General features: G+C 62.3%; 22 protein-coding genes and 1 tRNA gene. 15 read left to right on the top strand and 8 right to left on the bottom strand.

What is annotated here, in order from left to right; all coding sequences use genetic code 11:
• The first annotated feature begins 194 nt into the window (after positions 1-194).
• Positions 195-1,253 (top strand): quinolinate synthase NadA, encoded by a 1,059-nt coding sequence (gene nadA / locus LO50_RS13140; RefSeq protein ID WP_044315280.1) that lies wholly within the window; start codon positions 195-197, stop codon positions 1,251-1,253.
• A gap of 40 nt (positions 1,254-1,293) precedes the next feature.
• On the opposite strand, the gene LO50_RS13135 is transcribed toward nadA, so the two are convergent.
• The gene (locus LO50_RS13135) at positions 1,294-2,724 is read right to left on the bottom strand and encodes a M48 family metalloprotease (protein ID WP_044315279.1); all 1,431 of its coding nucleotides are present in this window, start codon (positions 2,722-2,724) and stop codon (positions 1,294-1,296) included.
• Between the two features lie 110 nt (positions 2,725-2,834).
• On the opposite strand from LO50_RS13135, the gene LO50_RS13130 reads away from it, so the two are divergent.
• Together LO50_RS13130 and LO50_RS13125 are read left to right on the top strand one after the other, a co-directional pair.
• Entirely contained in the window at positions 2,835-3,086 is a 252-nt protein-coding gene (locus LO50_RS13130; protein ID WP_014821027.1) for a sulfurtransferase TusA family protein, read from the top strand.
• A gap of 21 nt (positions 3,087-3,107) precedes the next feature.
• The gene (locus LO50_RS13125; RefSeq protein WP_014821026.1) at positions 3,108-4,184 is read left to right on the top strand and encodes an AI-2E family transporter; all 1,077 of its coding nucleotides are present in this window, start codon (positions 3,108-3,110) and stop codon (positions 4,182-4,184) included.
• 33 nt (positions 4,185-4,217) lie between these two features.
• Here the strand turns inward: LO50_RS13125 and LO50_RS13120 are convergent, their stop codons facing one another.
• Both LO50_RS13120 and LO50_RS13115 read right to left on the bottom strand, forming a co-directional pair.
• Entirely contained in the window at positions 4,218-4,691 is a 474-nt protein-coding gene (locus tag LO50_RS13120) for a peroxiredoxin (protein ID WP_044315278.1), read from the bottom strand.
• A 22-nt stretch (positions 4,692-4,713) separates the two neighbouring features.
• A complete protein-coding gene (locus LO50_RS13115) occupies positions 4,714-5,274 on the bottom strand; it encodes a glycine cleavage system transcriptional repressor (protein ID WP_041014606.1) in 561 nt (186 codons plus the stop codon).
• A gap of 226 nt (positions 5,275-5,500) precedes the next feature.
• Here LO50_RS13115 and dapA point away from each other — a divergent pair, with 226 nt between their 5' ends.
• From dapA to LO50_RS13085, 6 genes are all read left to right on the top strand, one after another.
• Positions 5,501-6,379, top strand: a complete 879-nt coding sequence (gene dapA / locus LO50_RS13110; protein WP_044315277.1) for a 4-hydroxy-tetrahydrodipicolinate synthase — start codon at positions 5,501-5,503, stop codon at positions 6,377-6,379.
• Between the two features lie 16 nt (positions 6,380-6,395).
• Positions 6,396-7,499 (top strand): NlpB/DapX family lipoprotein, encoded by a 1,104-nt coding sequence (bamC, locus tag LO50_RS13105; protein ID WP_044315276.1) that lies wholly within the window; start codon positions 6,396-6,398, stop codon positions 7,497-7,499.
• A gap of 93 nt (positions 7,500-7,592) precedes the next feature.
• Complete coding sequence (locus tag LO50_RS13100; RefSeq protein ID WP_041014603.1) at positions 7,593-8,462, top strand: phosphoribosylaminoimidazolesuccinocarboxamide synthase; 870 nt, start codon at positions 7,593-7,595, stop codon at positions 8,460-8,462.
• 125 nt (positions 8,463-8,587) lie between these two features.
• A tRNA-Ser gene (locus LO50_RS13095) sits at positions 8,588-8,677 on the top strand.
• A gap of 163 nt (positions 8,678-8,840) precedes the next feature.
• The gene (locus LO50_RS13090; RefSeq protein ID WP_044315275.1) at positions 8,841-11,207 is read left to right on the top strand and encodes a DNA polymerase II; all 2,367 of its coding nucleotides are present in this window, start codon (positions 8,841-8,843) and stop codon (positions 11,205-11,207) included.
• A 72-nt stretch (positions 11,208-11,279) separates the two neighbouring features.
• Positions 11,280-11,588: a hypothetical protein gene (locus LO50_RS13085; RefSeq protein WP_044315274.1), complete on the top strand. Its 309-nt coding sequence runs from the start codon at positions 11,280-11,282 to the stop codon at positions 11,586-11,588.
• Positions 11,589-11,636: 48 nt separating this feature from the next.
• On the opposite strand, the gene LO50_RS13080 is transcribed toward LO50_RS13085, so the two are convergent.
• From LO50_RS13080 to LO50_RS13070, 3 genes are read right to left on the bottom strand one after another with little or no spacing between them, the layout of a single operon-like run.
• A complete protein-coding gene (locus LO50_RS13080) occupies positions 11,637-11,981 on the bottom strand; it encodes a YdbL family probable chaperone protein (protein ID WP_014821015.1) in 345 nt (114 codons plus the stop codon).
• Positions 11,982-11,989: 8 nt separating this feature from the next.
• Positions 11,990-12,181 carry a YnbE family lipoprotein gene (locus LO50_RS13075; protein ID WP_041014564.1) on the bottom strand — a complete coding sequence of 64 codons (192 nt, stop codon included), beginning with the start codon at positions 12,179-12,181 and terminating at the stop codon, positions 11,990-11,992.
• A 37-nt stretch (positions 12,182-12,218) separates the two neighbouring features.
• Positions 12,219-14,792 (bottom strand): intermembrane phospholipid transport YdbH family protein, encoded by a 2,574-nt coding sequence (locus tag LO50_RS13070; RefSeq protein ID WP_044315273.1) that lies wholly within the window; start codon positions 14,790-14,792, stop codon positions 12,219-12,221.
• 545 nt (positions 14,793-15,337) lie between these two features.
• Here LO50_RS13070 and LO50_RS13065 point away from each other — a divergent pair.
• Both LO50_RS13065 and LO50_RS13060 read left to right on the top strand, forming a co-directional pair.
• Positions 15,338-15,685 carry a tetratricopeptide repeat protein gene (locus LO50_RS13065; RefSeq protein ID WP_014821012.1) on the top strand — a complete coding sequence of 116 codons (348 nt, stop codon included), beginning with the start codon at positions 15,338-15,340 and terminating at the stop codon, positions 15,683-15,685.
• Between the two features lie 65 nt (positions 15,686-15,750).
• Entirely contained in the window at positions 15,751-17,223 is a 1,473-nt protein-coding gene (locus tag LO50_RS13060) for a DNA recombination protein RmuC (RefSeq protein WP_044315272.1), read from the top strand.
• A 9-nt stretch (positions 17,224-17,232) separates the two neighbouring features.
• Here LO50_RS13060 and LO50_RS13055 read toward each other — a convergent pair whose 3' ends face one another.
• Both LO50_RS13055 and LO50_RS13050 read right to left on the bottom strand, forming a co-directional pair.
• Entirely contained in the window at positions 17,233-18,480 is a 1,248-nt protein-coding gene (locus LO50_RS13055; protein ID WP_023446240.1) for an MgtC/SapB family protein, read from the bottom strand.
• 88 nt (positions 18,481-18,568) lie between these two features.
• A complete protein-coding gene (locus LO50_RS13050; RefSeq protein ID WP_044315271.1) occupies positions 18,569-22,036 on the bottom strand; it encodes a hybrid sensor histidine kinase/response regulator in 3,468 nt (1,155 codons plus the stop codon).
• 277 nt (positions 22,037-22,313) lie between these two features.
• Here LO50_RS13050 and LO50_RS13045 point away from each other — a divergent pair, with 277 nt between their 5' ends.
• The 4 genes from LO50_RS13045 (at position 22,314) to LO50_RS13030 (ending at position 25,476) form a co-directional block, all read left to right on the top strand.
• Positions 22,314-22,874, top strand: coding sequence for a GNAT family N-acetyltransferase (locus LO50_RS13045; protein WP_044315270.1), 561 nt, complete (start codon positions 22,314-22,316; stop codon positions 22,872-22,874).
• 153 nt (positions 22,875-23,027) lie between these two features.
• Positions 23,028-23,744 (top strand): AzlC family ABC transporter permease, encoded by a 717-nt coding sequence (locus tag LO50_RS13040; protein ID WP_014821007.1) that lies wholly within the window; start codon positions 23,028-23,030, stop codon positions 23,742-23,744.
• A complete protein-coding gene (locus LO50_RS13035) occupies positions 23,741-24,067 on the top strand; it encodes an AzlD domain-containing protein (RefSeq protein WP_014821006.1) in 327 nt (108 codons plus the stop codon). The genes LO50_RS13040 and LO50_RS13035 overlap by 4 nt, the downstream gene beginning before the upstream one ends.
• Positions 24,064-25,476, top strand: a complete 1,413-nt coding sequence (locus LO50_RS13030) for an MFS transporter (protein WP_044315269.1) — start codon at positions 24,064-24,066, stop codon at positions 25,474-25,476. Before LO50_RS13035 ends, LO50_RS13030 begins: the two co-directional genes overlap by 4 nt.
• The last annotated feature ends 33 nt before the right edge of the window (positions 25,477-25,509 follow it).

The following is a 25,509-nucleotide window of genomic DNA, read 5'->3' as shown; positions in this document are numbered from 1 at the left end:
GCAATGCCCGGCTTTTCACGCTTTTTTACCGTGCTTTCCCTTTTATAGAGGCTTCGGCTAGTATTCCTGCCCCGTTGAAAGGCAGGAGGCGTGTCTGAATCCTGCGCGCCTCGTCTCTACCGACAAGCCCGAATTCCCGGCCTGGGCCGTTATACTCGGCGCTTCGTGCAATCCCGTGCTGGCAGGACCCGTCCATGACGCAGATACCCGAACGCATTCTCGTGCAGGCTCATTTGGCAGCCAAGCAGCCCAAGCCGCTTACGCCTGAGCAGGAAGCGCAGCTGCGCAGTGAGATAGCCGCCGAGTTGAAGCGCCAGAATGCGGTGCTGGTAGCGCATTACTACACCGATCCGGTGATCCAGGCGTTGGCCGAGGAAACCGGCGGCTGCGTCTCGGACTCCCTGGAAATGGCGCGCTTCGGCAACGAGCACCCGGCCCAGACCGTGCTGGTAGCCGGCGTCAAGTTCATGGGCGAAACGGCGAAGATCCTCAATCCTGAGAAGCGCGTGCTCATGCCCACGCTCGAGGCGACCTGTTCCCTCGATCTGGGCTGCCCTGTCGAAGAGTTTTCAGCGTTCTGCGATCAGCATCCGGAGCGCACCGTGGTCGTCTATGCCAACACTTCGGCGGCGGTAAAGGCACGGGCTGACTGGGTGGTGACATCCAGTTGTGCGCTGGAAATCGTCGAAAGCCTGATGGATAACGGCGAAAAGATCATCTGGGCGCCGGACAAGCATCTGGGCAACTACGTACAGCGCGAGACCGGTGCCGACATCCTGCTCTGGGATGGCGCCTGTATCGTCCACGAAGAGTTCAAGGCCAAGCAATTGGCTGACATGAAGGCTCTTTACCCGGATGCCGCGATTCTGGTGCATCCGGAGTCCCCGCAGGCGGTGGTCGAACTCGCCGATGCTGTAGGTTCGACCAGTCAGCTGATCAAGGCTGCGCAGACCTTGCCGCAGCAGACGCTGATCGTTGCGACGGATCGGGGCATCTTTTACAAGATGCAGCAGTTGTGCCCTGAAAAAACGTTCATCGAAGCGCCGACTGCCGGCCAGGGTGCAGCCTGCCGAAGCTGTGCGCATTGCCCCTGGATGGCGATGAACACGCTGGAGCGGACCCTGGAATGCCTGCGCGCTGGCAGCAATGAAATCTTCGTCGATCCGGCGATCATTCCGCGTGCGGTCAAGCCTCTCAAGCGGATGCTCGATTTCACCCAGGCCGCGCGGCTGAAACAGGCCGGCAACGCCTGAGCCTTCTCATCGGCGCTGAACGTTCAGCGCCGTTTTCAACTCAGCGCAGCATTTCCTCGACCATTCGCTTTTCTTCGATCAGCTGTTTCTGGCGCGCGTCAATCCGTGATGCGATCTGGAAGTTGCTGGCACGACGCTTGGCGAGGTCGAGTTGCTCGATGCCCTGGTCGTAGTCGCCTACCAGGGCGAAGTACTCCGCGCGTGCTTGATGCAGGCCAACGATGTTGCCGCTGAGCCCGCGCACTTCGGCGACCTGATACCAGATATCGGGATCCTGGCGGCGCTGCTCCACCAGCTTGTCCAGTTCGCGCTCGGCTTGCTGTGTCTCGCCCTTCTCCATCAGAAGGTCAATGTGCATCTGGCGCACCGGGTAGTTGCCCGGATATAGCTGCAGCAACCGCTGTAAACGGGTCTGCGCCTGTTGCAGGCGGTTGGCGGTGATGTCGAGTTCGATCTGCGCGAGGTTGTAGGTGATGTCGTCCGGTGCCTTGGTTAGCAGCGGTGCAAGGCTGCTGTTCGCTTCGTCGAGTTGCCCTGCTTTGACTTGCGCGAGCGCAAGGCCATAGCGTGCGGCATCCATCTCTGGATTTTCGCTGAGCATCGCGCGGAATCGCTTGGCCTCGACGCCCGGTGTTCTTTCGAACTTCAATTGCGTTCGAGCGCGCATCAGCTGGTAGCGCAGGCTGTCCTGTGCTCCACCCTGTGGATACTGTTCCGCTCGGTTTGTGGTATCGGCGATGCGTGATTCACTGACCGGGTGCGTCAGCAGGAATTCCGGTGGCTTCTGATCGTAACGATACTGGCGCATGAGGCGACCGAACATTGAGGGCATCGCACGCGGGTCGTAACCGGCCCGCTCGAGGTTGACGATGCCGATGCGGTCGGCCTCCTGTTCGTTCTGCCGGGAAAAGCGGCGCTGGGCCTGGATGGCAGCGGCCTGGGTAGACACGATGGCGGCGATGCCGGCATCACCTGCGCCGGCTGCGGCGGCGACGACGCCAGCCAGCATGGCGGCCATCAGAGGCAGTTGCATGCGCTGTTGCGCTTCCAGTCCGCGGGCGAAATGGCGCTGGGAAAGGTGCGCCAGTTCGTGAGCCATCACCGAGGCATATTCGGCTTCGGTCTGGGCATAAATGAACAGGCCCCCGTTGACACCAATGATCCCGCCTGGAGCTGCGAAGGCATTCAGTTGCGGGCTGTCCAACAGGACGAATTCAAGGCGACGATCCTGCAGCTGACTGGTTTCTGCCAGGTGATAGACACTGCTTTCTACATAGTCCTTGAGCTGTGGGTCCGAGAGCTGGCTAACCTGCCCGCGCAGCAGGCTGAGCCATGCCCGGCCGAGCTGGTGCTCCTGTTCAGGAGAAACGATGGAGGAGCTGGCATCGCCGAGCGAAGGCAGGTCGTTGGCCAATGCTGGCAGTGCAGTCAGGCAGGCGAGCGTGAGCAGGGCGGGGCGCAGCAATTTCATCCAGACAGGCTCGTTGAGTTGAGAGCGGCTACTGTAGCCTTGACCTTGGCCGGCTGGCCAGAGGCCCGCTGTGCTAGGTATGCTGCGAGGCTTTTCTGTGGAGGCGAACCATGACCGAAGCGCGACCGCAATCGCTTGAATGCGATGCCGAACTGGATGCTGTTGGGCTTGACTGCCCGATGCCTCTGCTCAAGGCCAAGCTGGAGCTGAACCGTATGTCCAGCGGTGCAGTGCTCAAGGTCATTGCCAGCGATCCGGGTTCGCAAAGGGACTTCCGCAGCTTCGCCAAACTGGCCGGTCATGCATTGCTGCATGAAGAGGTCGAAGGTGGTCTTTATCGCTACTGGCTGCGCAAGGCCTGACGATTCGCTTCGAGGAATGAAATGCTCAAGGTATTACGCGGCTGGATGCAGCGTTACTTCTCCCATGAGGAGGCAGTGGTTCTTGCAGTCTTATTGTTTCTGGCTTTCGCCGCCGTCCTGATTTTTGGTCGGATGCTGGCGCCGGTACTGGCGGGATTGGTGCTGGCGTTCCTGATGCAGGGGTTGGTGGGCGCGCTGGAACGGCTGCGAGTGCCGCATCTGCTCGCGGTGTGGCTGGTATTTCTGATGTTCATCGGTGTGATGGTGGTCTGCACGCTGTTCATCGTGCCCTTGCTCTGGCAGCAGGTTCTGACCCTGTTCAACGAACTGCCGCGCATGCTGGTCGAGTGGCAGTCGTTGCTGCTATTGCTGCCGGAGCGCTACCCGCAGCTGGTGACCGAGGAGCAGGTGCTGCGCGGTATCGACTTTATTCGAAGCGAGATCGGCCGTTATGGCCAATTGGTGCTGACATCGTCGCTGTCCAGCCTGCCGCTGCTGATCGGACTGATGATTTATCTGGTCCTGGTGCCGATCCTGGTGTTCTTTTTCCTCAAGGACCGGCAGCAGATCAGCGATTGGATCAAGAGCTATCTGCCGCGCGAGCGCGGGCTGATCACTCAGGTCTCGCAGGAAATGAATCTGCAGATCGCCAACTACATCCGTGGCAAGGCGATCGAGATCCTGATCTGTGCCGTGGTGTCGTATGCAGTCTTCGCCGCGCTGGGGCTTAACTATGCCGCGCTGATGGCGATGCTGGTCGGCGTCTCGGTCGTGGTGCCCTATATCGGCGCGACGGTCGTGACCATTCCGATCGCGCTGATCGGAATATTCCAATGGGGGCTGGGCGACCAGTTCTTCTACCTGATGGTGGCTTACGCGATCATCCAGACGCTGGATGGCAACGTGCTGGTGCCCCTGCTGTTCTCCGAGGCGGTGAATCTGCACCCGGTGGCGATCATCTGCGCGGTACTGCTGTTTGGAGGATTGTGGGGCTTCTGGGGCGTGTTCTTTGCCATTCCGTTGGCGACCTTGTTCAAGGCCGTTCTCAATGCGTGGCCAGGCGAGCCTAAGGCGGGTTTGGTAGAAGTGGCTGAATGACACGGGAAGGGCTGGCGCTGTGGCCAGCCTTTTTCATTCGGCGTTCAGTGCTTGCGCGGCTTGAAGGACCGCCTCTACGTGGCCCGGCACCTTGACCGTACGCCACTCCTGCCGCAACACGCCGTTGCGGTCGATGAGAAAGGTGCTGCGATCCACGCCGAGGTATTCCTTGCCGTAGAGCTTTTTCAGTTTGATCACGTCGAACAGCTGGCAGAGCTGCTCTTCTTTGTCACTGATCAGCTCGAACGGGAAGCCCTGCTTGGCGCGAAAGTTCTCATGGGTCTTCAGGCTGTCACGGGAAACGCCGAATACCAGGGTGTTCGCCGCCATAAAAGCCTGGTGGTGATCGCGAAAGCCCTGGCCTTCGGTTGTACAGCCGGGTGTGTTGTCCTTCGGGTAGAAGTAAAACACGACCTGCTTGCCGGCCAGCGACTCGAGTTCGATCAGTTGACCACTGGTGGCCTGAGCCTGAAAGGGCGGGACGGGGTGATCGATTTCAACGGCCATTGTGGGCTCCTGGTTACTGATCTCAAGGGTTCTGCGGACGCCAGGGCTCGATCAGTGCGTCGAGGTTAAGTGCGTCGGCGAAATCGAGGAACTGGTCGCGCAGCCAGCTGATCTGCGTACCCGCCGGGAGCGTGACGGTCAGTGTGGCGTTGAGCATGGTTCCGCCGGTCTGTGGGGCCTGGTAGGTGTCGCAGGTCAGGCTTTCCAGTTCGACGCGATGGTCGATGAAGAACTGGCACAGCTCATTGAGGATGTCGGGACGAAAGGCGGCGCTCACATAAGCGACGTAGGGCAGTGCCTGCGGGCGGTTTTCCAGCGCCTCGCTACGCACCACGTTGGCGGTGAAGGCGTGCTTCTTCGCAAGCCCCGGCAGGGTCGTTTCCATCCGGGCCAATGCGTCCCAGCTGCCAGTGACTTCCAGAACCAGTGCACTGCATTCGCCGTGGCGGGTCAGCCGCGTGCTGACAACCGCGCAGCGATTCTCGTTGGCGGCCCGGCAGAGCACGTTGGTCAGCTCCATCGGGTTGGCGCCGAGCGCGCTGATGACGAGAAATTGTTCGCGGGGTAGAGGGGGGGTGGACATGCAGCATTCCTGGCGGTGGTGAATCGGGCGGCCAGCCAAGCCGAAAACGGCTAAGGGTAGCGAAAACCGAGGGCAGAGGGAATGCGCACTGCCAAATGGCCCCCGTGTCGAGGGCTCGGCGCCTGGTCCCCATCGGCTTTGTGCAGCGTGCTTCAGGCCACTCGCAAAGCGCTGGGGAGCCTTGTACCATTACGCCTCTTTTTATTATTCCGGCAGGAGTGGTTGCATGATTGCGGGCAGTATGGTGGCGCTGGTCACGCCCATGGATGCGCAGGGCGGTCTGGACTGGGACAGCCTGAGCAAACTGGTGGACTTCCACTTGCAGGAAGGCACCAATGCAATCGTTGCTGTCGGGACTACCGGTGAGTCGGCCACGCTTAGCGTCGCCGAGCACATCGAAGTGATCCGGCGCGTCGTCGACCAGGTCAATGGCCGGATTCCGGTCATCGCCGGTACGGGCGCCAACTCCACCAGCGAAGCCGTCGAGCTGACCGAGAACGCCAAGTCCGCAGGCGCCGATGCCTGCCTGCTGGTGACCCCGTACTACAACAAGCCGACCCAGGAAGGCCTCTACCTACACTTCAAACACATCGCCGAGGCCGTGGCGATTCCGCAGATTCTCTACAACGTGCCCGGTCGTACCGTTTGCGACATGCTGCCAGATACCGTCGAGCGGTTGTCCAAGATATCCAACATCATCGGAATCAAGGAGGCCACGGGCGACCTCAAGCGCGGCCAGGAAGTGCTGGATCGCGTCAGCAAGGATTTCCTCGTGTACTCCGGTGATGACCCCACTGCCGTCGAGCTGATGCTGATGGGCGGCAAGGGCAATATTTCCGTGACCGCAAACGTGGCGCCACGCGCCATGAGTGATCTCTGCGCCGCTGCGATGGCCGGTGATGCCACCACTGCTCGGGCAATCAACGAGCGTTTGATGCCGCTGCATCGCGCTCTGTTCCTGGAAGCCAACCCGATCCCAGTCAAGTGGGCACTGCGCGAGATGGGCCTGATGGGTAATGGCATCCGTCTGCCGCTGACCTGGCTGAGTCAGAGCTTCCAGGAACCGCTACGCCAGGCAATGCGCCAAACCGGCGTACTGGCTTAATAACAAAGGAATACGCATGAAGCGACTGGCCGGACTTTCGACCCTTGCCCTGATGATCTCTGCAACCAGTGGCTGCGGCTGGCTGTGGGGCGATGATGGATATTTCCGTGACCGCGGTAGTGACTACCTTTCGGCGCGTCAGACCGCACCGATGCAGGTTGCAGTCGATGGCGAGACCCGCCCGCTCGACCCGCTGCTGCCGATTCCGCAGCAGGTTGCTGACAGCACTGGCGTTCCTGGCAAGTACGAAGTGCCGCGCCCCCAGCGTTTGCAAGTGGCGGCAGAGCTCAGTGATTTCAGCGTGCAGTCGTCCGAGGATTCTCGCTGGCTGGTGGCGCAGTACACACCGTCACAGGTCTGGACCGCCGCGCGGCAGTTCTTCACCGACAACGGCTTCAGCATTGCTGAAGAGCGCCGCCAGACCGGCGAGTTCACCACGGCCTGGCAAGGCGCCGCGGGGCTGAACGACGCGTTGGTACGCAATCTGGGCATTCAGGATGGCGAAACGCGGGTACGTGTTCGCGTCGAGCCGGGTGTACAGCGCAATACCAGCGAGATCTTCGTGGTCAGCGTCAAGCGTCCAGCCGGCAGCACCGCCGACGTGGCCTGGCCGGAGACTTCCAACAACAAGGAACTCGATCGGGTACTGCTCGACGAGCTGCAAGCCAGCCTTACCCAGAGCGCCAAGCAAGGCGGATCGGTATCGTTGCTGGCAGAGCGTGATTTCGATGCGCCGAGTCGGGTGAATCTGACCGAGGACGGTAGCGGCAATCCTCTGTTGCAGCTGGATAGCGATTTCGATCGCGCCTGGTCCAGTATCGGTCGAGCCCTTCAGGCGGCGGACGTACGCGTTGACGATCTGGACCGCAGCCTCGGCGTGTATTACGTGAATCTGAGCGAGCGTGCCGACGACCCGGATGACAAGCCCGGCTTCTTCAGCCGTCTGTTCGGTGGTGCACCGGACAAGGAAGAGATAGAGGCGCGGGCTGAGCGCTATCAGGTACGTCTGACTCGTGTCGGCAATGGCGTTCAGGTCTCGCTCGACAAGAGCGTCGACACCGTCGCACCGGCCGATGTCGCACGCCGGGTGCTCAGTCTGCTCAAGGACAACCTGGGCTAAGCGAGAGCTGCCCTTGCAACACGACACGGATAGGCGAAACCCTCGGTTTCGCCTGTTTCGTTTCTGCCGACCTGCCAACCGCGGAAGTTTCGTATGACCACTCCCACCGCCCTCAGCCTGAAGAAGATCTATTCGGGCAAGGTTCGTGATCTCTACGAGATCGACGACAAACGCATGCTCATGGTCGCCACCGATCGTCTATCGGCGTTCGACGTGATTCTCGCCGAACCGATTCCGGAGAAAGGCAAGATACTCACCGCGATCTCCAACTTCTGGTTCGACAAGCTCAACGGCCTGATCCCCAACCACTTCACCGGTGACAAGGTCGAAGACGTTGTGCCGGCAGCCGAGTTGCCGCTGGTAGAAGGCCGTGCCGTGGTCGCCAAGCGTCTAAAGCCGGTAGCAGTGGAGGCGATTGTGCGTGGCTATATCGTCGGCTCCGGCTGGAAGGAATACCAAAAGAGCGGCACGGTTTGCGGCATCCAGCTCCCGGTTGGTTTGAAAGAAGCTGCCAAGCTGCCGCAGCCGATCTTCACACCTTCGACCAAGGCGGCAGTGGGCGATCACGACGAGAACATCTCGTTCGAGCAGTGCGAGGCTATCATCGGCAAGGAGCTTGCTGCCCAGGTGCGCGACGTGTCCATCGCGCTCTATAGCGCGGCAGTCGAGTACGCAGCCACGCGCGGCATCATCATCGCCGACACCAAGTTCGAGTTCGGGCTCGACGACGACGGCACGCTGACACTGATGGACGAAGTGCTCACACCCGACTCGAGCCGCTTCTGGCCAGCCGATAGCTACGAGGAAGGCAAGAACCCGCCGAGCTTCGACAAGCAGTTCGTCCGTGACTGGCTCGAATCCACCGGCTGGAACAAGCAGCCGCCGGCTCCAGCTGTTCCGGCCGACGTTGCACAGCGAACTGCCGACAAGTACCGCGAGGCGCTGACCCGTCTGACGGCCTGACCGAACTGCATGACCAGGCTCGCCCTGCGTCCGCTCATGGTGGGACGCAAGAGGCTGAAAACGGTAAAAAATCTATGCAGTTGGGGTTCGACAAACCTGCTCCAGCTGCTATGATGCGCGCCGCTGGAGAGATGCCGGAGTGGCCGAACGGGACGGATTCGAAATCCGTTGTACCCTCGCGGGTACCTAGGGTTCAAATCCCTATCTCTCCGCCATTACATATAGCCTAAGCCCCTGAACTCGACAGAGTCCGGGGGTTTTTGCTTTTTGTGCTCTTGGTATGTGGCGGCCGGGTTTGTCTGATGATGGCTACGCTTCAACGGCAGGTGCAGTCTGCTGCATGGCCATCACAGTGTTGTGCGAAGCGAGGGGAGGGTGATGTCGCAGCTACGGCGGGGCTTTATCCTGACTCGGCACTGGCGGGATGCGCCGGAGGGTACGGAGGTCATTTTCTGGCTGGCCACCGATGCTGGCGCACGGCAGCTACGTGTCCCGCATCAAGATTCCGTCGCTTTCATCCCCGAAGAGCAGCGTCCTCTTGCTGAAGCGCTGCTACGTCGCGAGCGCGATGTGGAGTTGCGACCGCTGGCCTTGTGCGACTTCCGCCATCGGCCAGTAATGGGGCTGTACAGCCGTTCGTACCGTCGCTTGCTGGATTGCGCGCGGTTGCTGCGTGAGGCCGGGGTGGACGTCTATGAGTCCGATATCCGTCCGCCCGAGCGCTACCTGATGGAGCGTTTCATCACCGCGCCGGTGTCCTTTTCAGATGCGTCTGGCGGTGACGGTGCGTCGATCGATGCGCAGCTCAAACCGGCGCCTGACTACCGGCCGAAGCTAAGACTGGTTTCGCTGGATATTGAAACTACCGCCCGCGGCGAGCTCTATTCGATTGCCTTGGAGGGCTGTGGCCAGCGTCAGGTCTACATGCTCGGGCCGGAAAACGGGCAGGGCAAGACCGTCGATTTTTCTCTGCAGTATTGCGATAGCCGGCGCGAGTTGCTCGAGCGACTGAACGACTGGGTCGCCGAGCATGACCCGGATGCGATCATCGGCTGGAATCTGGTGCAGTTCGATCTGCGCGTGCTGCGCGATCATTCGCAGCGCCTGCAAGTGCCATTGCGTCTGGGGCGCGGTGGTGCGGAGATGGAGTGGCGCGAGCACGGCGGTCGCGGCAATCATTATTTCGCCGCGGCCGCCGGGCGCTTGATTATCGATGGCATCGAGGCGCTTCGCTCGGCGACCTGGAGCTTCCCCTCCTTTAGCCTGGAGAACGTCGCCCAGACCCTTCTGGGTGAAGGCAAGGCCATCGACAATCCCTACCAGCGCATGGCGGAAATCGATCGCATGTTCGCCGAGGACAAACCGGCTCTGGCGCGCTACAACCTCAAGGATTGCGAGCTGGTAACACGCATCTTCGCCCGCACCGAACTGCTGACCTTCCTTCTCGAGCGCGCCACGGTGACCGGACTGGCTGCGGATCGCAGTGGCGGTTCGGTCGCGGCCTTCGAGCATCTGTACCTGCCGCTGATGCATCGCCAGGGCTTCGTCGCGCCGAATCTTGGCGAGCGGCAGCCGGAGGCCAGCCCGGGTGGCTTCGTGATGAGTTCGCAGCCGGGGCTTTACGAATCAGTACTGGTGCTCGATTACAAGAGCCTCTATCCGTCGATCATACGAACTTTTCTCATCGACCCGGTGGGGTTGATCGACGGGCTGCGCCAGCCGGATGACGAACAATCGATTCCCGGCTTCCGCGGTGCGCGCTTCTCGCGGACTCGGCACTGTCTGCCGGCAATCGTGGAGCGCGTCTGGGAGGGGCGCGAAACGGCGAAACGCGAGCACAACAAGCCGTTGTCGCAGGCGCTGAAAATCATCATGAATGCCTTCTACGGCGTGCTCGGTTCCAGTGGCTGCCGTTTCTTCGATACGCGCCTGGCCTCGTCCATCACGCTGCGCGGTCACGAGATCATGCGGCGCACACGGGAGCTGATCGAGGCGCAGGGGCATGCCGTCATCTATGGCGATACCGATTCCACGTTCGTCTGGCTGCGCAAAGCGCATTCGGATGACGAGGCGGCGCTGATCGGCCGTCAGCTGGTACAGCACATCAATGATTGGTGGCGAGTGTATCTGCAGTCCGAGTACGGGCTGGGTAGTGCGCTGGAGCTGCAATACGAAACCCATTTCCGGCGCTTTTTGATGCCGACCATTCGTGGCGCGGAGGAGGGCAGCAAAAAGCGTTATGCCGGACTGATCACCCGGCCCGATGGCAGCGACGGTATGGTCTTCAAGGGGCTGGAAACCGTGCGTACCGACTGGTCGCCATTGGCCCAACGCTTTCAGCAGGAGCTCTACCAACGTATCTTCCACCGCCAGCCGCACGGGGAGTACGTGCGCGACTACGTACGGCGCACGCTGGCCGGTGAGCTGGATGAGCTGCTGATCTATCGCAAGCGCTTGCGCCGCAGGCTCGATGACTACCAGCGCAATGTGCCACCCCATGTGCGTGCGGCGCGTTTGGCGGATGACTACAACGACCGTCAGGGGCGGCCTCAGCAGTATCAGAACGGTGGCTGGATCAGCTACCTGATGACGGTCGCCGGGCCCGAGCCGCTGGAAACACGGTCATCGGCCGTCGACTACGACCACTATGTAACGCGGCAACTGCAGCCCGTGGCGGATGCGATTCTGCCCTTCGTGGGCGATGACTTCGCGTCGCTCGTCGACGGGCAGCTCGGCTTGTTCTGAGTTCACCTGCTCGCGGCATCTATCTAGTGCCGCACCGGTCATATGTCGGGCAACATTCACTGGAGTGCCGACATGTACCTGATTCAGTTGCTGCTACCGCTTTACGACAACGATCAGCAGGCGCTGCCGAAGTCGTCTTTCCGTGCTGTGCATGATGAGCTCATCGAGCGTTTCGGTGGCCTGACCACCTATTCGCGAGCCCCGGCGAGTGGCTATTGGCTGGAAGAGGGCGACAACGCGGTTCATGACGAGTCGGTGGTCTACGAAGTCATGGCCAATGATCTGGACAGGGGCTGGTGGGCAGATTATCGCGCCGAGCTGGAGCGCCGGTTTCGGCAGGAGAGCCTGGTGATCCGGGCACACGCTCTGACGCTGCTGTAGGCGCTGCCGCGAAGAGCGATGGCCGGCGGACCCGGCCATCATCGTTGGTTACTTGCGAACCCAGTTGCCGTTGAGCTGAATGATCTGGCCCGAGGGCGTCTTCTCGATGGCTTTCTTGCCGGCGATGGCTTCCACGTCGCTGACGCTGATGCCGTTCTGCTTGGCGACGCGGTGGTACTCGGCTCGGCGCGCCTGATTGATCTGGCTTGCGATGTCCTCGGCGTTCTGGCTGGACCGCACCACGCCGAGATAGCCGTCGGGCTTCTCGCCAAGCAAGCCGCTGGCCTTGGCGTCACCCAGGGCGGACATGGCTTCGTTGAGTGTCATGGCTGCCGCTGGCAGAGCGATCATGAGTGCCAACAGCAGGCTTGCCAATTTCAGATAGGTTTTCATCGTCGTCCTCAGAACAGTCCGCTGTCTTCGTTAATGATCGAGTCGAGCTGCTTGTCCACCCGGATGTAAATCTCATGCTCGATCTTTACGTTCAGGTTGATGTTAATTGGCTCGTTCGGTACGGCCAGTTCCACCCGCGGCGTACAGGCGCTGGCGAGCACGGCCAGCAGCAGAATGGTCAGCGATTGGCGCAACCGCATGGCGGTCTCTCCTGTGTCGGCTAGTGGCTGCAGGGCCTCATTGAAGGCGTTGAAGATGTTCCTGCACCCGTCGTTGAATTGTTTCGCTTACCCGGTCGCTCAGTTGCAAGCTGGTCAGCAGCGCCGGAATGTCCTCTTCCAGATTGATCGAAAAATTGATCGGGCGGCCTCCTTCCAGGGCTGGGTTGCGGCCGTTCAGGCGCAGCGCGAGGTTCAGTTTGCCGCTCTCATCATAGCGGACGTCACTGCTCAGCCGATCATAATGAAAATCGTGCAGGGCTTCGGTGACGATCTTCATGGCCGGGTTCGACTGACCAAGGGCTTCTATCTTCGGCGAACGAAAGCGCAGTACACCGCCGGGTGCGCGCGCGGCCAGCTCGCCCTGGTCGACGCTGAACCCGAGTGCGCTGCGGCGAATGTCGAAGCTGCCATCAATCAGGCCGCTGCCATCGAGCCCTTCGGTAGGGTAGGCGGCGAGCATGTCGCTCAGTTGCAGTCCTTGCAGCTTGGCGCTTAATTGTTGCTGCGGTGCAGCCAGGTCGAGCGTGGCGGGGGCGAGCCAGAACCTCCCGCCGAAGATTTGGGTTTCCGCGGTTGCCCAGCGCAGCTGGCCTTGCACTGGATGATCGAGATCGGTGCGATAGTTTCCGCGCAGCAGCAGCGGGCCAAAAGTGAATCCGGGATTGAGCTGAGCGAGGCGCAGCTCGGTTATATCCAGCTCCAGGCGGTTGCGCTCGAGGCTTGCAGCGATTCTTGCGTCGAGCCCGGATATCTCGGCGCGGTCGATGATGCCGGCCAGTCCCCGGGCCTCCAGCGTGAGCCTGGCGGATGGCGGTGTGCTGCCAGTTGGCACAGAAAGCGTGCCATCAGCCAGCAGGCGACCGCTGTTCAGTTCGAGCATCTCCGGCCAGGCTGTGAAGCTGCGGGCAAGCGGGTTGCCGGCGCGGAGAAAGATCTCCTGCAGCTTGCCGTTTGCCTGTAGTGGGCCGTTCCAGCGCTTGTTCAGGTTTGCTGCCAGTGTCAGCCCGACATCGTTGCTCAATGGGCCGGTCGCTGCCAGTTTTGTGGCATCAGCTTCCAGCTGCCCGCTCCAGTGCCAGCCCTGGGAGATCAGTCGCGGGTGATCCAGTCGGCTGACGCGCAGGTCCAGCGGCCCCTGTACGCGCCAGCTAGGCGGCTCTGAGTTGCGGCGGTCGAGATGCAGGCTGAGCGGTTGGGAGAGCAGGGCCTGCAGTTGGCGGGCAGTGAGTTCTCCGCTGGTCAGGTCGGTGAGGGTGACCTGTGAGCTTTTATGCAGCTGTACATCGATCTGCTCGAGGTTCGCACGACCGGAGAAGTCCAGCGTGGCCTCCAGACCTCCTAGCGAAAGCGCATCCAGCTTCAGCTTGCTACTGCGCAGTTGCAGTTGCGCCTGCTCGATCTGCAGTACATATGGCGGTGCGGTACTCAGTCGCACCCGTGCCTGCAGGTTCGCCGGTGTGGCGCCTTGGGCGTCCAGCTTGACCTGTAGCGGCAGTTCGTCTTGATCGGTTTCGGCATCCAAGGGCTCGATCTGGATGTCCAGCCGCTCAGGTCGCAGATTCTCGGGAAGGTCGGCGACGAGCGCCGGTTCGGGGCGTAGCTGGACATGGGCTTTCAGCTCGGTAGGCAGCCACAGGCCATCCTGTCCATTAGCCGTGAGGTCGATATCGCCTTGCAGCTCGCCAAGCCCGATGATTGGCCATGGCGCCGGCAGGTGGCCGGAGAGACGCAGATTCCCGCCGGCACGGCGCCATTCGAGCGTGCCGCCTGTCGAGCGAGGCACGCTAAGCGCCCAACCTGCGCCAAGCCGCATGTCAGCTGGCATGTCTGGCAGCGGGGTGGGTTCGTAGCCGGTCCATTCGCTTAGCCAGCTCAACAGCCAGGGCGCTTCCGGCAAGCTGCCCATGGCAAGGGTGCCATCGGATCGCAGGGTGTTGCCGAGGAGGTTGAGCCGGTTACGGCCTTCCAGGCGCGACTGCTCGTCAATCAGCAGCCTGGCTTCGATCAGGCTGTGCATGGGGTCTGGTCCCTGTGCACTGACGATCAGCGAAACACGGTGTTCGTTGCGGCGTAGGTCCAGCCGGGCATCGACAGGCAGCAGTGTTTCGCCGGCGTGTTCCAGCCACAGGCTACCCCGTTCGTCGCAACGACCCTTCGCGCAGGGGAGGTCCATCCTCAAATCAGCTATGGTCAATCGCTGCGGCAGCCACGCCCCCCAGCGTGCATATTGCTCGGCGTCGCGCGGAGACGAGCTCTCCTTCCCGGCATGCGGTAGCGAGAGTAGGGTCGTGCTGAGACGTTCTATTTGAAGCGATTGTGGTGGAAATGGCTGAAAAATGCTGGGAACTTGCAGCACGATATTTTCAGCCCGGACGGTCAGGTTGAGGCCGTTCCCGGTCAGCTGTGCATAGTCAAGCTGGCGGATCGATATGCTTCTGAAAGAGACACGCAGCCCCTGCCAGTCGAGTTCGACGATGCCTTGTTCGCGCTTGAACGCTGTCCATTGATACCAGGCGAAACCGCCGGCAAGCAGCAGCAATAGCAGCAGGCCAGCCAGCAGCCAGCGCAGTATTCTCGACGGTTTCGTCATTTCCAGTTCCAGAATGCGAGGCGTACAGCATAGCCGCAGAACAAGCGTAGCTACCGTGCTCCGGCAAGGTGCGCAGGACGACAACAGCTTTGTCTGAAAGTTCGCTCTTGTGCCGCTGCAACCCTTGTGGCAAGCCGCTTCGCGCCTGGTGCGCTGAACTTGTGCACATTTGCGCAGCACGCCAGTCAAGGCCTTATGACAAACTGTCGCAAATCGCCTGAACTCATAGATCGTTAATAACCAATTGAAAAATAAGCACTTTTTTCATTGGCGAAAAAAACGTCAGTTTAAGCGCAGCCCCCATGAGACGTGGCATTCATAGATTTGTCTTCTGTTTGTCCACTGACTTATCCACAGCTTCTGTGGATTAATTTTTGGTGTGATCCGGATCTAATTTTTTCGCTTTTGACAAGACTTTAACTCTCGGAAAAAAGGAGTAGAGTGCGCGACCTTATTCATCCAGCCCCCAGATGTGCATGAGAACGCGTACAGCCTCCTCCGCCTCCTTTGCCACTACCGCCCCTACGGCACGGTTGCCGCTGCGCATGGCGCTGTGGTTGCTCGATAGCCAGCACCTGGGCAGAAATCAGGGTGTCAAACGGATTGCAGGGCGCCTGCTCAAGCAGCCGGCGCGTGAGGGCGTGGTGGAAGCGCAGAGTCGTCTGGGGCGTCTGCTGTGCTGCGAGTGCGATGGTCAGCGCGACCGCCGTATCGGTTTCGAGCTGCTGCGTCAGGCGGCCCGTGCAGGCGACTGCCAGGCACAGCTGGAGCTGGGGCGCCTTTATTGCCAGCCCGACCACAGCGAACCTGCCAAGGCGCGCCTGTGGCTCGAGCAAGCCGCCGCACAGGGTTCCCAGGAGGCTGCGAGCTTCCTTCAGCGGATCAAGGGCTGACGGCACCCGCCTGACCACCCACCTGCGGCTCGCTATACTGCCCGGCACTTTTGCCGGAGCCCTTCATGTCCTTTGATCCTCTTCATCTATTGATCGGTCTGGCGCTCGGCCTGGCTGCCCTGGCTGGGCTGAGCCTTTATCTGCAGCGCCGCCTGTCCGCCAGCGAGTCCGAACAGGCGTTGCTCGATGAGCGGCTCCGACAGGCCACCCTGGCGCAGGAGGGGCTGACGGCGCAGCTGGAGAGCTGTCGGATCGAGCTGGCGGAGTTGAGTGGCATCAAATCAGCGCAGCAGGCCGAGCTGGCTGCGCTGCGCCGCGAGGCCGAACTGTTGCGCACGCAGCGTGACGGCCATGATGAAACCATTGCCGACCTGCAAGCCGAGCGCGACGCCCAGCAAGGTGAACTGCGCCGGTTGAGCGCGACCCATGCCGCGCTCGAAGCCGAACTGCGCGAACAGCACAACGCCCATCAGCAAAGGTTGGCAGACCTGCAGGCAGCGCGTGACGACCTGCGGGCACAGTTCGCCGAGCTGGCCGGCAAGATCTTCGACGAGCGTGAGCAGCGTTTCAGCGAGTCCAGCCATGAGCGCCTGGGACAGCTGCTCGAACCGCTGAAGGAACGCATCCAGTCGTTCGAGAAGCGAGTCGAGGAGAGCTACCAGAACGAAGCGCGCGAGCGCTTCTCCCTGGCTCGCGAGCTGGAGCGCCTGCAGCAGCTGAACCAACGCCTTGGTGATGAAGCGACCAACCTGACCCGTGCGCTGCAAGGGCAGAAGACACAGGGCAACTGGGGCGAGCTGGTGCTGGAAAAGGTGCTGGAGCATGCCGGGCTGGAGAAGGGCCGCGAGTACCATACGCAGGTCAGCCTGAAGAGCCCGGACGGTGAGCGTTTTCAGCCGGATGTGCTGATCCATCTGCCCGGGGACAAACAGGTCGTGGTTGATGCCAAAGTCAGTCTGACCGCCTATCAGGCGCTGACCTGCGCCGAGGATGAAGGCAGCCGGGCGCTGGCGCTCAAGCAGCATGTGCAATCGCTGCGCAGCCACCTCAAGGGGCTCTCGCTGAAGGACTACCAGCGCCTCGATGGCTTGCAGAGCCTCGACTTCGTGCTGCTGTTCGTGCCGATCGAGGCGGCTTTCGCGGCCGCGCTGCAGGCAGATCCCGATCTGTTCCAGGAAGCCTATGGGCGGCACATCGTGATCGTCAGTCCGACGACCTTGCTCGCCACCCTGCGGGTCATCGACAGCCTCTGGCGGCAGGAACGGCAAAGCCAGAACGCCCGGGAGATCGCCGAGAAAGCCGGCGGGCTTTACGACAAGTTCGTCGCCTTCATTCAGGATCTCGATGAGATCGGCAGCCGATTGCAGCAGGTGGATCGTGCTTACCTGGCGGCGCGCAACAAGCTTAGCGATGGTCGCGGCAACCTTGTTGGTCGAGCCGAGCAATTGAAGTCGCTCGGTGCACGGGCCAGCAAGCGCTTGCCGGGCGACTGGCTGGAGCGTGCCGGTGCCGAGGAACTCAGCGAGGCGGGCGACTAGATCACGGCGCTAACGCAACAGCAGCACGGCGAGCGCAGTCAGCAGCCCGGCGAACATGATCGGCAGGGTACGGATAGCCAGTTCACGGCCACCGATGAAGGCGATCAGCATGGCCTTGACCAGGCTGTTGCTCAGCGCGGCGAATACGATGCCGCGCGACGCGACCTCATGACTGAGCCCGTCGCGGGCATTGTTGGCCAGCGAGAGGGTGATCGCATCCACATCGGTCAGACCTGCGACCAGCGACACCATGTAGATGCCGGCATCGCCCAGCCAGCGCCGTGCCCCCTCGACCAGTAGCAGGATCAACACCAGCAAGGCGGCGAAGCGTAGCGCCGGTCCCAGCTCGAACGGGTTCTTCAGCAGGGGCTCGGCAGTGTCTGTGGGCGTTTTGGCTGCCAGCAGGTAATAGAAGATTGCACCTGCTGTATAGATGGCGCCGGCGCACGCCAGAGGCAGGATCAGGCCAGGAAGCAGCGCCGGATTGACCAGTCCCACCTCCAGTAGAACGCGAGGAAACATGAGCGCCGACGTCGCCAGCAGGCCGGCTGCGAGCGCGGCACGCAGCTTCGGCGCGTTCAGCCGCGCCAGCGTGATGGTCATCGCAGTGGAGGAGACGATGCCGCCAAGCAGCGCCGTGACGAAGAGGCCGTGACGAGGGCCAAGGATACGGATCGCCACGTATGCGGCGAAACCGATTCCGGCGATCAGTACCACCATCATCCAGGTCGTGTAGGGATTGAGTGCCTGCCAGGGGCCATAGCCCTGGTTCGGCAGCGTGGGCAGCAGCACCACGGAGATGAACAGCATCTTCAGCGCGCCGCCCAGTTCCGCCTCGCTGAGCCGCTTCAGCGCCTGATGCAGCGGGGCTTTCAGGCTCAGCAGCAGCGCCACGACGATGGCGCATGCGGCGGCGAGCTGCCGGCTCTCCGCGACCGCCAGGCTGCCGAGAACAAAGGTCAGCAGCATGGCGACCTCGGTGGTCATGCCATGGTCGCCGCTGCGACGCGCATCGATCAGATAGCCGGCAATGACCAGCAGCGCGAGCATGGCGAACATGGCCACCCAGGCAGAGCCGCCGAGATGGCTGACGCTAACCGCCGCGAGCCCGCCGAACAGGCCCGACAGGCCGAAGGTGCGGACCCCGGCGACCAGCTCCTGGCCGGGGCCGTCTCTGCCGCTCCAGCTACGTTCGGTGCCGATCAGTAGCCCGACGGCAAGCGCCGTGGCGAGGTTGAGAAAAAGCTCGAGCGTCATCGGCCACCTTGCCGCCAAGTGTGCAAATTGCCAGCAGTGTAACCGGCCTCGGCCGCGATTGTTTCACCCGCTGGCCGAGGTCGCCTGTCTACTGAAGCGTCAGGTGCCGGCTCATCAGGGCGCGCAACGCCGCAGGCTTGACCGGCTTGGCGAGGAAATCCAGGCCGCTTGCGTGAATCGCCGCCACCAGTTCCGGGCGGCCATCGGCACTGATCACCACGCCGGGCACCGGCTCGCCCAGCCGAGTGCGCAACCAGGCCATCAGCTCGGTGCCGGTCTGGCCCTCGTCGAGGTGGTAGTCGACCAGCACCAGTTGCGGGCGAATGTCCTCGGCCAGCAGCGCTTCGCATTCGGCGCGGTTGCTGGCGGTCCATACCTGGCAACCCCAGCGGGTGAGCAGGCTGTTCATGCCGACCAGAATACTGTCCTCGTTATCGATGCAAAGCACCTGAGTGCCGGTCAACGCGGTGTGCTGCGGCTCGCCACGCTTGGCTGCCGGGCGCGGCTGGCTCAATGCACGGGCGACCGGCACGGTGACGCTGAACACGCTGCCCTTGCCCGGCCAGGAGCGCACTTCCAGCGGGTGTTCGAGTACGTGGCAGAGACCGTCGGCGATGGCCAGGCCCAGGCCCAGACCCTTCTCCGCGCGGGTCTGGTGGCTGTCCAGGCGTTTGAACTCCTCGAAGATCACCTTCAGCTTGTCATGCGGGATGCCCGGGCCGCGGTCCCAGACTTCGAGCCGCAGTGATGCGCCTTGCCGGCGCACGCCGAGTACCACGCGGCCCTTGGCGTAACGGAAGGCATTGGTGAGGAAGTTCTGCAGCACGCGACGGAGCAGGCGGATGTCACTGTCGACGCGCAGCTTGCTGCCGTGCACGCGGAAGTTGACCCCCTGTTCGCGGGCCAGTGCGGTGAACTCCGTGCCCAGCGTGTCGAACAGCGTGGCGAGCGGGAAGGGGTTGCGATCCGGAGTCACCCGACCGCTTTCCAGGCGTGAGATGTCCAACAGGTCGGTGATCAGGTCTTCGGCCGAACGCAGCGAACTGTCGAGATGCTGCACCAGTTCCTGGGCCTCGCTGGGCAGGGCGCTCTGCTGGTGCGACAGCGCGGCGGAGAACAGCCGTGCGGCGTTGAGCGGCTGCATCAGGTCGTGGCTGACGGCGGCGAGGAAGCGGGTCTTCGACTGGTTGGCCGCTTCCGCGGTGCTCTTGGCTTCGATCAGCGCCTGGTTGAGCTGCGACAGTTCCTGGGTCCGCTCGCTGACGCGCTGTTCGAGACCTTCGTTGGCATCTTTCAAGGCGCGTTCGGCTTCGCGGTAGGCGGTGATGTCACTGAAGCTCATGACGAAGCCGCCGCCCGGCATCGGGTTGCCGATCAGCTCGACGACGCGGCCGTTGGGGAACAGCCGCTCGGACGTATGCGCGCGACCTTGGCGCATCCAGTACAGGCGCTTGGCCACGTGGGTGTCGGGATCACCGGGACCGCATAGTCCGCGTTCGGCGTTGTAGCGGATGATGTCGGCGATCGGGCGGCCGATGTAGACCAGCCCGTCCGGGTACTCGAAGAGTTCGAGATAGCGATGGTTCCATGCCACCAGGCGCAGCGACTGATCGACCACGCTGATGCCCTGGGTGATGTTCTCGATCGCGCCTTGCAGCAGTGCGCGGTTGAACTGCAGCACCTCCGACGCTTCGCCGACGATGCGCACGACGTCGTCGACCTGCATGTCGCGGCCTTCCAGCGCTGCCTTGACCACCGCACGGGTGGACGACGCGCCGAGCACGCCCGCCAGCAGGCGTTCGGTATGGGCGATCCACTGACCATCGGCCTGCAGCTTGGGCGAGAAGTCCTGGCCGTGGCGACGGGCAAAGCGCTGGAAACTCTGCTCGGCGCGCTCGGCGCCGACGAAGCGGGATGCCAGGACCAGCAGGTCTTCGACGCGTACGGCGAGCAGACGGCGGGCACCGGTCGGGGAGGCGATCTCCTGACCGATGAAACGGCTGGCCTGCCAATGCTCGGCCACGTGGGTCTGGGTGAGGATGGATACCCAGAAGAACAGCGTGGCATTGCCGATCAGCGACAGGGTCACGCCCAGGGTCAGTCCGCTGAGGCCGAAACCGAGGCCGCCGTTGTACATCCAGCTCAGGCCCGGGAACATTTCCAGCGGCCAGCCCAGCAGAGGAACAATCAGCGTATAGAACCAGATTGCCGCGCCGGCGGTCAGGCCGGCGAACACGCCGCGACGGTTGGCCTGCTTCCAATACAGCGCACCAACCATCGCCGGGGCCAGCTGAGTGATGGCGGCGAAGGCGATCTGGCCGATTGTAGCCAGCGATGCCGTGGAGCCGAGCAGGCGGTAGCTGACATAGGCGAGCAGCAGGATCACGACGATGCTGATGCGACGTACCGAGAGCATCCAGTGACGGAACGCCTCGAATGGGCGCTCGGTTTCCTGGCGGCGCAGCAGCCAGGGCAGCAGCATGTCGTTGGAAACCATGGTCGACAGTGCGACGCTGGCGACGATTACCATGCCGGTTGCCGCCGAGGCGCCGCCGATGAAGGCGAGCAGGGCGAGCCAGGGATGCAGTTCGGCCAACGGCAGGCTGATGACGAAAGAGTCCGGCGTTACGCCAGGCGGCAGCAGCATCTGTCCGGCCAGCGCGATCGGGATGACGAACACCGCGGCGAGTACCAGATAGAGCGGAAACACCCAGCGGGCCATACGGAAGTCTCGCGGCTCGATGTTTTCCACCACAGAAACGTGAAACTGCCGCGGCAGACAGACGATCGCCATCATCGCGACGGTGGTCTGGACCAGCATGGCTGACCAGTTGACACCTTCGCTCCAGAATCCGGCAAGGTCCGGCGAATCATAGGCCTGATTGAACAGATCGCCGAAGCCGTCGAACAGGCCGAAGGTGACGAAGGCGCCCACCGCCAGGAATGCCAGCAGCTTGATCAGCGATTCGAAAGCGATTGCCAGGACCATGCCGCGGTGATGCTCGGTCACATCGAGGTTGCGCGTGCCGAAGAGGATGGTGAACAGCGCCAGCACGATCGAGACGATCAGCGCGGTGTCGCGCGTGCCGGTGCCGGCTGCCTCGATGTTGATGCCGCTTAGCAGGTTGACGCCGAGTACGATGCCTTTGAGCTGCAGCGCGATGTACGGCAGTACGCCAACCAGGCAGATCAGCGTAACAACCACTGCCAGCAGCTGGGATTTGCCATAGCGGGCGGCGATGAAGTCGGCAATGGAGGTGATGTTCTCCTGCTTGCTGATCATGATCATCTTCTGGATCACATGCGGTGCGAACAGCATCAGCAGGATCGGGCCCAGATAGATCGGCAGGAACGCCCAGAGCTGCTCGGCGGATTGGCCAACAGCGCCGAAGAAGGTCCAGCTGGTGCAGTACACCGCCAGTGAAAGGCTATAGACCCAAGGCCGCAGGCGCGGCGACATGGAAGCGCTGTTGCGGTCGCCGTAGAAAGCGATGGCGAACAGAATGGCCATATAGACGAGGGCGACCGCGGCGATCAGCCCGCCTGACAGCGTCATGCAAACTCCAGAAAACGAAAGGTGAGTGCCAGGCAGGCCTCGGCGGGCCGGTAACGGTGCCGAATTCAATCAGCCCTGGTGACTCGTTAATATGCTGAGTTCGCGAAGTTTCGCAGCAATGGTCACCCCGTGTGCAGGGTTGCGACCAAGGTCGCATGCGTCTAGCGCGGGCCCGCCAGCAATATCGCCGGTCGTCCGCGAAGTACGGCGTTTCCTGCGCCATGGGTTACTGTCTGGTAACCGCCGATTTGCCCGGACGCAATAACAGGAGAATGTCATGCTCAGCCCCCATCCGGTAACCCTGCAACGCGGGGCGCTGCGCCTGGAGCCGCTGATGGAAGCGGATATCCCGGAGCTGGTTGCCCTGGCAGAGCGGAACCGCGCCGAGCTGACATATATGAGCGGGCCGCTACGGCCGGACTGGTACCGCCATGCGCTGGCGGAACAGCGCGAGGGGCGCGCGGTTGTCTTCAGTGTGCGCATGGCCGAGCAGCTGGTCGGCACCACGCGCTTCGCCGACTTCAACCTGAGCCTGCCGGCGGCCGAATTGGGCTGGACCTGGCTGGATCAGGCGGAGCATGGCACCGGGCTGAATGCCTCGATCAAGTACCTGCTGCTGCGTCACGCATTCGAAGAATGGCAGTTGGTTCGCCTGCAGCTGAAGACTGCCGCCAGTAACCTCCGCTCGCAGCGGGCCATCGAAAAGCTAGGTGCCCTACGCGAAGGATTGCTGCGTAACCATCGGCGACTGGCAGACGGTCGCCTGGACGATACCGTGCTGTACAGCATCACCGACCGTGACTGGCCGCAGCTCAAGCAGCAGCTCGCGGCCGACTGACTGCTCTGCGACGCATCGCCTGGGCGTCTCAGTTCGGTTATCGTGCGGTGCTTTGCCGCATGTCTTGCGTCGATCTGTCCGCCCCCCACGCCTTTCGCTACGAGGTCGATAGGCAACGCAAGGTTCGGTGCGAAATTGGCTACAGGAGTTCCAATGTCCCGCTCGCAAGAGTTCGTTCACGGATGCCGTGACATTCTGCCGTTGATCCTCGGTGCGATTCCGTTCGGCGTCATCTTCGGCACGCTGGCCGTCGGCGCCGGATTGACGCCCTGGCAGACCATGGGCATGTCTTCGCTGGTCTTCGCCGGTTCCGCACAGTTCATCGCGATCACGCTGATAACCGGTGGCGTAGGCGCAGCCGTGGTACTGCTGACCACCTTCGTGGTCAATCTGCGGCATGCCTTGTACAGCGCCGCGCTGCAGCCATTCGTTCGTCATCTGCCCGGCCGCTGGCGCGCCCCTCTGGCGTTCTGGCTCACGGACGAGGCCTTCGCCGTGGTGCAGAACCGCTATGCCCGCGACGATGAGTCGCCGTACAAGCATTGGTTCTTTCTCGGCGCCGCGCTGACCATGTACATCAACTGGCAGTTGTCGACACTGGTGGGGGTCGCCTTCGGTCAGGCGGTTCCGGATATCGCCAGCTGGGGGCTGGACTTCGCCATGATCGCCACCTTCATCGGCATCGCGGTGCCGATGATGCGGACGCGCCCGCAGGTGGCCTCGGCGCTGGTGGCTGGCGCGGTGGCCTTGCTGACCTGGGAGCTGCCTTACAAGCTCGGACTGATCGCCGCCGCCATGGCCGGCATCGTCGTCGGCGTCTGGCTCGAACGTCGCGCCGAAGCGGCTGCGCGCATGCAGGGGGCGCTATGACGACCTGGTTGCTGATCTTCGGCATGCTGGCGATCACCTTCGTGATCCGCTACAGCTTTTTCGCCTGGCCCAACCTGCGCTTTCCCCGCGCTATCGAGCAGGGACTGCATTACGTGCCGGTGGCGGTACTGACTGCCATCGTGGTGCCGGGAATGCTGATGCCGGAAGGGCAGTGGGCGTTGCGTCCGGACAATGCCTATCTGCTCGCGGGGCTGTTGGCGATCCTCATAGCCGCGTTTAGCCGCAACCTGCTGGCGACTATCGCCGGCGGACTGCTGAGCTTCTTTCTGCTGCGCTGGGCTTTCGGGCAGTTGCCGATATGAATCAGGAATCGACCGGGGCTAGCTCGACAAGGCGTGTGCCAGCTGGCGGGCCGGCGAATACGCATTCGCAGTTTCGCCTGCTCGGCAAGCGTCGCTTCCTGCCTTTTTTCTGCACGCAGCTGCTCGGTGCATTCAACGACAACGTGTTCAAGCAGGCGTTGATCCTGGCGATTCTGTTCAAGATCGGCACTGGCGCCGACAAGAGTCTGCTGATCAATCTTTGTGCGCTGCTGTTCATCCTGCCGTTCTTTCTGTTCTCCGCGCTGGGTGGCCAGTTCGGCGAGCGCTTCGAGAAGGCCTGGCTGATTCGCCGAATCAAGTTCGCTGAGATCCTGATCATGCTTGTCGGGGCGTTCGGCATGCTGCTCGGCAACCTGCCAGTGTTGCTTGCGGTGCTGTTCTGCATGGGCACCCAGTCGGCGCTGTTTGGTCCGGTCAAATACTCGATCCTGCCGCAGCAGCTCGCCGAGGATGAGCTGGTGGGAGGCAATGCGCTGGTGGAGATGGGAACGTTCCTGGCGATTCTCGGGGGCACCATCGGTGCGGGTGTGTTGATGGCGAGCGAGGGCTACGCCGAGCTGGTGGCGATCAGCGTGGTGCTGATCGCGCTCATCGGTTATCTCGCCAGTCTGGCCATTCCAGCCGGTACGGCAGCGCTGCCGGCCCTGCATATGGATTGGCGCGTGCTGCGTCAGTCATGGCGCATTCTGCGGCTGGGGCTCGGTCAGCAGCGGGCGGTGTCCCGGGCCATGCTGGGCAATTCCTGGTTCTGGTTTCTCGGTGCGACCTACCTGACGCAGATCCCGGCGTTTGCCAAGGACTATCTCGGTGGCGATGAAAGCGTGGTGACGTTGGTCCTGACGCTGTTTTCGGTCGGCATCGCGCTGGGATCGCTGCTTTGCGAGCGGCTGTCGCGGCATCACGTGGAGATCGGCCTGGTCCCGTTCGGAGCCATTGGCCTGAGCCTTTGCGGAGTGCTGCTGTGGTGGCATGCGAGCGGCCACGTGGAGCCTGTGGGTACGGTCGACTGGCTTGCGCTGCTCGGCGAGCCTTCTGCCTGGTGGGTACTGATGGATATCCTCGGGCTGGGGATTTTTGGTGGGCTGTACATCGTCCCGCTGTATGCCCTGATCCAGTCACGCAGTGTGGTTCACGAGCGCTCGCGAGTGGTGGCAGCGAACAACATTCTCAATGCGCTGTTCATGGTCGCGTCGGCGATCATCGCCATTGTCCTGCTGGTGCTGCTGAAGCTCTCGATACCGCAGCTTTTCCTGACTGTTTCGTTGCTCAGCGTGCTGGTCTGCGGGGCGCTGTTCGTCGATGCGCCGGAGTTCATCGAGCGTTTTCTGGTCTGGTCGCTGGGGGAGCGATTGGGCGGGGCGCTGGCGTTGCAGCTGAAGGTGCGTTGAGGGGAGCGGGGCGCCGATCAGCGCCCCGGGCGG

It is taken from the genome of Stutzerimonas stutzeri, assembly GCF_000935215.1.
In the GTDB taxonomy this organism is placed as follows: domain Bacteria; phylum Pseudomonadota; class Gammaproteobacteria; order Pseudomonadales; family Pseudomonadaceae; genus Stutzerimonas.
This window is presented reverse-complemented; position numbering and strand designations above follow the sequence as displayed.